Consider the following 7359-nt stretch of genomic DNA (forward strand, 5'->3'; position numbering starts at 1 on the left):
ACGACGTTGGTGAGGGCGGTGTCGTCGCCGTCTGCACGGGCGGTATGCGGCGACGAAAGGAGGGCGACGCCGAGCGCGGCGACAGCGAGGCTGGCACGAATGGCTTGCTTCATCGGAACGATCGGGAGAGCCGGGCGGGCCGGACGTGGAAAACCAGAAGAATAGACGAAGACAGTCGCGCGGCGTAGCGTCGCGACAGGAGAATCAGCAGGCGTGCTGATCCGGCACCGTCAGGCTGTTGCGGCCCGGGTGCGAGGCGAATTGCGCGCGAAGCGCACGGAGGAACCGCACGATAGCGAGGATCGACACGCGGCGGTTACAGAACCGGACTGACGTTCACTTCGGCGCGTACAGCTTGTGCTGCTCGTCGAAGAATGCCCGAACGTGCTCAGGCAATTCGGCGAGGAATTCCACGCCGACGGGTTCCGGATCCGGGCTCATCACTTGCTCCGGCGGTGGCATGCGAGTTGGTCTTTCGTCCATGATCGTTTCTCCAGCAGGTTCAATGATTATCAACCTCGCGCTCGAATTTATGCCAGCGGCGAATCGTTAGATTTTGTCTCTGTTGTATTAACGGCACATGCGCTCCGACGCGAAGTGCGATGCCCGGTATTGCCGCTTCGCGATCGGCAACAATCGGGCCGCTTGTTATACTTGCGCGCACTTTTTCCTGGACCGCGATGAGACGAACGACGCGATGGATCGGCCTCGTATGGCTGGCGCTGGTACTGAACGTACTGTCGCCCGTCGTCGGCTACGCGCGTCTCGCGTCGAGCGGCTCCGGCACCCTCACGCTCGAGTTGTGCAGTGCAGCGGGCGCGCGTCAGGTCGTGCTCGCGCAAGCGGACGACGACCACGACACGTCGTCGCTCGACCATGCCGGCGTCCCGCATTGCGTGTACTGCCCCGGCTTCGCGGCCAACGTCGCGCTCGGCACGAGCCTGCCCGCGCTGCCGGGCTTCGTGCGCACGTTCGCGTATCGGGTGGCCGCGCCGGTCGTTTCCGATGTGCCCCGCAAGGGCATCCGTCTCGCGCAGCCGCGCGCCCCGCCTGAAAACGTTCCGGTCTGATTGATGTCGTCCGCGCGCCCCGGTGGCGCGCGAGCCGCCCGCGGCCCCGGTCCGCGCGTCGCGCCGTTCGTGCGCGGCTTGCGCCCCTGTGTCCGGCGGCGTCCGATCACGTTTTCAGGAACTCACTCATGTCGTTCACCTTTGCCGCGCGGCCCTCGCGCGGCCGGCTCGCGCTCGCCTGCGCGGCCGCTTTCGCATGGCCGGCCGCTTACGCGGCTGCCACCGACGATGTCCGCGCCGGGACCGCCCGCGGCGGTGGCGTCGATCGTCCCCCGACCACTGCGACCGCCGCGCCGGCTGCCGCCGGCGTCGCGGCAGCGTCCGCACCGGCCGGCGATACGCTGAGCGCCGTCAGCGTGACCGCGCAGCGGCAACCGGTCGACCCGGATACGCCGGCCGTCGTCACGTCAATTACGCGCGAGCAGATCGATGCGCACACCAACGTCACCACCGAGGACGCGCTGAAGTACGTGCCGAACCTGATGGTCCGCAAGCGCTACATCGGTGACCGCAACAGCATATTCGCGGGTCGCGACTTCAACGAACTGCAGAGCGCGCGCGGGCTCGTCTATGCGGACGGCGTGCTGCTGTCGAACCTGCTCGGTTCGAGCTATGCATACCCGCCGCGCTGGTCGCTGATTCCGCCCGACGACATCGCGCGCGTCGACGTGCTCTATGGCCCCTTTTCCTCGCTCTATCCGGGCAACGCGATCGGCTCCACCGTGCTGCTCACCACGCGCCGCCCGGAACAACTCGAGGCGTCGCTGTCGACGCAGTTCTTTACGCAGCGCTACCACGACGGCTACGGCTTTGCCGACAGCTTCGGCGGCAATCACCAGACCGCGCGGATCGCGAACCGCGTCGGCCGGTTCTGGTTCGCGCTGTCGCTCGACCGGCTGGAAAACAACGGCCAGCCGATGCAGTACGCGAGCCCCAATTCGGCCTACAACCCGAAACTGGGCGCCGCCGTGCCGGTGACGGGCGCCGCGACCGACCTCGGCCCCAACGGCAAGCCGCGGACCATCGTCGGCGCGCAGACGATCGAGCGGACCGAACAGCTCAACGAGACGGTCCGGATGGGCTATGCGTTTACCGATCACGTCGATGCGACGCTGACGCTGGGGCATTGGGAGAACCATTACCGGCAGCACGGCGAGACCTTCCTGCGAGATGCGGCGGGCAATCCCGTCTACGGCGGCAACGTGTCGATCGGCGGCCAGAACATGACGGTCGCGCCGAACGCGTTCGCGCCGCAGCGCGGCGACCAGGAGAACTGGCTGTACGCGCTCGGGTTGAACGGCCGGCTCGATTCCGGCTGGCGGCTGTCAGGCGTCGTGTCGGCGTACGACGTGTCGCGCGACGTGCTGCGCGCGGCCTCGACCGTGCAGGGTGGGGCGGGCACGCTGTTCCAGGGCGACGGCACCGGCTGGCGCACGCTCGATCTGAAGGCCGAGGCGCCGGTAGTGAAAGGTCATACGTTCACGTTCGGCTATCACTACGACAACTACTTCCTGCGCAACGTCACGTACAACACGGCCGACTGGCTGGCCGGCCCGACCACGTCGCTCGCGAGCGTCTATCGCGGCGACACGCGCACGCAGGCACTGTTCGGGCAGGACGCGTGGCGTTTCGCGCCGCGCTGGCTCGCGACGCTCGGGCTGCGCTACGAGCGCTGGGATGCGTATGGCGGCGCGCTCGGCAATGCGCGCGGCACGCTCGGCTATGCGGACCGCGGCGCGAACGCGCTGTCGCCGAAAGTCGCGCTGCAGTGGGACGCGACGGAGGTCTGGCGCTTCCGGCTGTCGTTCGCGACCGGCACGCGGTTCCCGACGGTCGGCGAATTGTTCCAGGGCACGATCTCGAACAACGCGATCGTCAACAACAACCCGAACCTGCGGCCGGAGAAGGCGATCGACTGGGACTTCACGGCCGAACGCGACGTGGGCGTCGGCGTCGTGCGCGCCAGCGTATTCCAGAGCGATCTGCGCGACTCGATCTACAGCCAGACGACGGTGTCGGGCGCGACCACCGTCACCAACGTCTCGAACGTCGACCGCGTGCGCGTGCGCGGCGTCGAACTCGCGTTCAGCGGCGAGAACGTCGGGGTGCGTGGGCTCGATCTCGACGCGAACGTATCGGCGAGCAACGCGCAGATCCTCGCCGATGCCGCGAACCCGGCCTACGTCGGTTCGCGTTTCCCGCGCATTCCTCGCATGCGCGCGAACCTGCTCGCGTCGTATCGCTTCGACGAGCACTGGCTCACGAGCGTCGGCGTGCGCTACTCGGGCCGCCAGTTCAACACGCTCGACAACAGCGACGTGAATCCGGACGTCTACGGCGGCACGAGTTCGTTCACGGTCGTCGATCTGAAGGCGCGCTACCGCTTCGATCGTCACTGGACCGCGTCGGTCGGCATCGACAACGTGACGGACCGCCGCTACTACACGTTCCACCCGTATCCGGGCCGCACGTTCTATGGAGAACTGAAATGGTCGCTGTGAAATCGAGGCCGCGGGCGGCGCTCGATGCGGGATGGCGAGGGGCGATGTCGCGCCCCGTGTGGATCGGGCGCGATGGCGTGCATGAAGCGCGCAGCGGATTGCTGAAGGCAGACGTGCTCGACGGCAGGTGGCGGCACGCGAAGCGCTGACGGAGCCGGTGGCGCGCGGCGAACCGGCCGTGCGCCGCGCCCGATGCGAAAACGCGCCCGAAGGCGCGTGGAGAGAAACGTCAGGCCGCTCGCCTGAATAGCCGGATCACGAACAGCAGGATCACCGCGCCGATGACCGCGACGATCACCGAGCCGATGAAGCCGCTGCCGATGCTGATGCCGAGCAGCCCGGCAAGCCAGCCGCCGATCACCGCACCGACGATCCCGACGATGATGTCGACGATCAGCCCGAAGCCGCCGCCCTTCACGAGCAAGCCGGCAAGCCAACCGGCGATCGCGCCGATGATGAGCCACATAATCAAGCCATGAGTCATGGTGGTCCTCTCCTTGGGTTGAGTCGAAATGACCGGGCACCGGCTGTCGCACGCCGCAAGCGGGTTGAAAGCGGCATGCGGCCGTCGCGCCGCCCACGCAATGTAACGCGATAGACGGGTCAGGATCGTTAAGTAATGTTATGCACCCTTAAGCAGATTTTCCAGGGGATTTGTCTGGGTACGGTACGACTCGTGTGTGCGCGATGCAGGGTGAGCAGGAGATCGATGTGACGGCCATGTCGCCTGCGTATGCGTCGTGCCGGAGGCGAGCACGGGCCCGTCGGGCTGCACGAGATGAGGATGCCGTTGCATTCACGTCGAGCAGCCGGCTTTCGTCGTCATGGCCGCGGGAGGTCGTGCCGCCGCAGACCGCGAGGGGCGGCCGATACGATCGACGGGTGTGAATGGGGGGAAATGTCGTGCGGAGGTGTCGACGGGGTTGCGCAGACAATGTGCCGCCACGATGATCGCGACGGACAACGTGCGCATGCGGTTGCCGAACGCGGACGCGAAGATCGTGGACTGTGTGATGGGACAGTGCGTCGCCGAGGGACTGCAGGATTTCGGCGCCGGAAAATAGAAAAGGCCTGACAAGCGATGCTTGTCAGGCCTTTATATCTTGGTGCCGGAGATAGGAGTCGAACCTACGACCTTCGCATTACGAATGCGCTGCTCTACCAACTGAGCTACACCGGCAGCAGAGAAATGAAATTATATGGTGAAATCCGCGATCTTGGCAATAGGTTTTGCGAAATTTTTTCAGCTTGCTGCGGCTGCTTCGCGAAACCTTCGATCCGGCGGACTTTCCGCTTTCACTTCACTGCGACGCGACCCGTTAGGGCCACATCGCGAAGGCGCGATTGTACTGATGTCTCGCACCCTCGTCCAGTGCTGCAGTGCAATTATTTTGCTTCGTCGTGATAGCCGGTCACGCGCTCGACTTCGTTCTTCGAACCGAGGAACACGGGCACGCGCTGGTGCAGGCCGGTGGGCTGCACTTCCATGATGCGCTGCGTACCGGTCGTCGCCGCGCCGCCCGCCTGTTCGACGATGAACGACATCGGGTTCGCTTCATACATCAGGCGCAGCTTGCCCGGACGATCGGGCGTGCGCTTGTCGGCCGGGTACATGAAGATGCCGCCGCGATTCAGAATCCGGTGCACGTCGGCCACCATCGACGCGATCCAGCGCATGTTGAAGTTGTCGCCGCGCGGGCCGTCCTTGCCGGCGTTCAGCTCGTCGACGTAGCGCTTGACCGGGTCGTACCAGTGGCGTGCGTTCGATGCGTTGATCGCGTATTCGCGCGTGTCGGCCGGGATCTGCATGTTGCTCTGCGTGAGCACCCACGAGCCGACTTCGCGGTCGAGCGTGAAGCAGTTCACGCCGTTGCCGGTCGTCAGCACGAACACCGTCTGCGGGCCGTATACGGCGTAGCCGGCCGCGACCTGTTCGGTGCCGGGCTGCAGGAACGATTCCTCGGTCGCTTGCTTGCCGTCCGGGCAGCGCAGCACCGAGAAGATCGTGCCGATCGACACGTTCACGTCGATGTTCGACGAGCCGTCGAGCGGATCGAACACGAGCAGGTATTCGCCGCGCGGGTAGTTCGCCGGGATCGGGAAGAACGTTTCCATTTCTTCCGATGCCATCGCGGCGAGGTTGCCGCCCCATTCGTTCGCGTCGAGCAGGATCTCGTTCGACAGGATGTCGAGCTTCTTCTGCACTTCGCCCTGGACGTTCTCGCTGCCGGCGGTGCCGAGCGCGTCGCCGAGCGCGCCCTTCGACACGTTGTAGCTGATCGCCTTGCACGCGCGGGCGACGACTTCGATCAGCAGGCGCAGGTCGGCGGGGAGGTTGTTGGTCTCACGTTGCTGTTCGATCAGGAACTTCGACAGCGTGGTGCGGCGGGCAATGGACATGACAGACTCCGAAAGGCCAAAGAATCCTTGAATGGCCGCAATTTTACCCGTCGCGCCTTCGGTGCCGCCGGCTTTTTTCGTCCGGTTACATGGCCGGGCCACCGAATCGGCGCGGTATCGGGCGGCGACGCCGGGCGGGGCGCGCTTGGTCGCGCAGGCCGTCCGAGCGGTCCGACCCCGCGATTGGGTGCGGTTACAGCCGTGGTCGTGCAATAAAAAAGCCGGCGCCGCGGGAAGCGGCACCGGCTCGAGCGTGCGAACGCGACAGGTCGAACGCGCGAGTTACGCGAGCGCCTTCTCGACGATCTCGCGCACGTCACGCGATTTCGCGCCGGCGGCGACCTGTTCGAGCGCGTCGCGCATCCGGTCGCGCAGCGCCGGCGTGAAGCGGCGCCACAGTTCGAGCGAGCGTGCGAGGCGTGCCGCGACCTGCGGGTTGATCGCGTCGAGCGCGAGCACCTGTTCGGCCCAGAACGCGTAGCCCGAACCGTCCGCCGCGTGGAATTGCGCGGGATTGGCCGCGCAGAAGCTGAAGATCAGCGAGCGCGCGCGATTCGGATTCTTCAGATTGAACGCCGGGTGCGCGAGCAGCTTGCGCACCTTCGCGAGCGTCGGCTGCGCGGGCGTACCGCGTTGCGCCGCCTGCATCGCGAACCACTTGTCGATCACGAGCGCTTCCTTCTCGAAGCGACGGTAGAAGTCGTCGAGCGCCTTCTCGGCCGGTTCGTTCGCGCCCGCGGCGGCCGCGGACAGCAGCGCGCCGAGCGCCGCCGCGCGATCGGTCATGTTGTTCGCCGCGTCGTACTGGGCGGTGGCGAGGCGCACGGCATCGGCCGGGTCCTCGAGTTCGGCGAGATACGCGAGCGCGAGGTTCTTCAGCGCGCGGCGGCCCGAGGCTTCCGGCGTCGGCTCGTAGGCGCCGGGCGTCTGGTGCTGCTCGTACGCGGCGAGCCAGTCGGCGCGCAGCGCGGTCGCGAGCTGGCGACGCACGAACTGGCGCGCGCGATGCACGGCGGCCGGATCGGCCTCGGCCATCTGGTCGGCGAGGTAGGTTTCCGACGGCAGCGTCAGCGCGAGTTCGCGGAATGCCGGCGACAGGCTTTCATCGGTCAGCACGCGGCGGAACGCTGCGACGAAGTTCTCGCCGAGCGTGAGCGGCGCGTTGGCGGCGGCACGCGCGGCGAGCGTCAGCAGCGCGCGCGTCGCGAGGCGCTGGCCGGCCTCCCAGCGGTTGAACGGATCGCTGTCGTGCGCGAGCAGGAACGCGAGATCGTCGTCGCTGTAGTCGTACTCGACGATCACCGGCGACGAGAAGTTGCGCAGCAGCGACGGCAGCGGTGCTTCCGGCACGTCGACGAACGTGAAGGTCTGCTCGGTGTCGGTGAATT

6 protein-coding genes, 1 tRNA gene and 2 pseudogenes are annotated in these 7359 nt (G+C 66.5%); 3 read left to right on the plus strand and 6 right to left on the minus strand.

Features of this window, described 5'->3' with window-relative positions; genetic code table 11:
- Both JMF90_RS16055 and JMF90_RS16060 read right to left on the minus strand, forming a co-directional pair.
- Window positions 1-113: pseudogene (locus JMF90_RS16055) on the minus strand (chorismate mutase); the annotation flags it as partial.
- Window positions 114-336: 223 nt separating this feature from the next.
- Window positions 337-483, minus strand: coding sequence for a hypothetical protein (locus JMF90_RS16060; protein WP_006476612.1), 147 nt, complete (start codon window positions 481-483; stop codon window positions 337-339).
- Between the two features lie 197 nt (window positions 484-680).
- Here JMF90_RS16060 and JMF90_RS16065 point away from each other — a divergent pair, with 197 nt between their 5' ends.
- The 3 genes and pseudogenes from JMF90_RS16065 to JMF90_RS16075 all read left to right on the plus strand — a co-directional run.
- The gene (locus JMF90_RS16065; RefSeq protein ID WP_027813808.1) at window positions 681-1070 is read left to right on the plus strand and encodes a DUF2946 domain-containing protein; all 390 of its coding nucleotides are present in this window, start codon (window positions 681-683) and stop codon (window positions 1068-1070) included.
- Between the two features lie 128 nt (window positions 1071-1198).
- Window positions 1199-3571 (plus strand): TonB-dependent receptor, encoded by a 2373-nt coding sequence (locus JMF90_RS16070; RefSeq protein ID WP_201316772.1) that lies wholly within the window; start codon window positions 1199-1201, stop codon window positions 3569-3571.
- A 5-nt stretch (window positions 3572-3576) separates the two neighbouring features.
- Window positions 3577-3720, plus strand: a pseudogene (locus JMF90_RS16075) (TlpA family protein disulfide reductase); the annotation flags it as partial.
- Window positions 3721-3800: 80 nt separating this feature from the next.
- Here the strand turns inward: JMF90_RS16075 and JMF90_RS16080 are convergent.
- The 4 genes from JMF90_RS16080 to JMF90_RS16095 form a co-directional block, all read right to left on the minus strand.
- Entirely contained in the window at window positions 3801-4055 is a 255-nt protein-coding gene (locus JMF90_RS16080; protein WP_006476609.1) for a GlsB/YeaQ/YmgE family stress response membrane protein, read from the minus strand.
- Between the two features lie 620 nt (window positions 4056-4675).
- Window positions 4676-4751, minus strand: a tRNA-Thr gene (locus JMF90_RS16085).
- A 206-nt stretch (window positions 4752-4957) separates the two neighbouring features.
- Entirely contained in the window at window positions 4958-5971 is a 1014-nt protein-coding gene (locus tag JMF90_RS16090; protein WP_012328107.1) for a class 1 fructose-bisphosphatase, read from the minus strand.
- Between the two features lie 282 nt (window positions 5972-6253).
- The coding region (locus tag JMF90_RS16095) for an aminopeptidase N C-terminal domain-containing protein (RefSeq protein WP_201325222.1) at window positions 6254-7359 on the minus strand (1106 nt) is incomplete at its 5' end.

The organism is Burkholderia sp. E168m23 (genome assembly GCF_016586125.1).
Lineage (GTDB): Bacteria > Pseudomonadota > Gammaproteobacteria > Burkholderiales > Burkholderiaceae > Burkholderia > Burkholderia orbicola.

Coding starts and splice junctions, on each gene's coding strand:
- JMF90_RS16060 (WP_006476612.1), bottom strand. CDS start 483: ATGGACGAAAGACCAACTCGCATGCCACCGCCGGAGCAAGTGATGAGC.
- JMF90_RS16065 (WP_027813808.1), top strand. CDS start 681: ATGAGACGAACGACGCGATGGATCGGCCTCGTATGGCTGGCGCTGGTA.
- JMF90_RS16070 (WP_201316772.1), top strand. CDS start 1,199: ATGTCGTTCACCTTTGCCGCGCGGCCCTCGCGCGGCCGGCTCGCGCTC.
- JMF90_RS16080 (WP_006476609.1), bottom strand. CDS start 4,055: ATGACTCATGGCTTGATTATGTGGCTCATCATCGGCGCGATCGCCGGT.
- JMF90_RS16090 (WP_012328107.1), bottom strand. CDS start 5,971: ATGTCCATTGCCCGCCGCACCACGCTGTCGAAGTTCCTGATCGAACAG.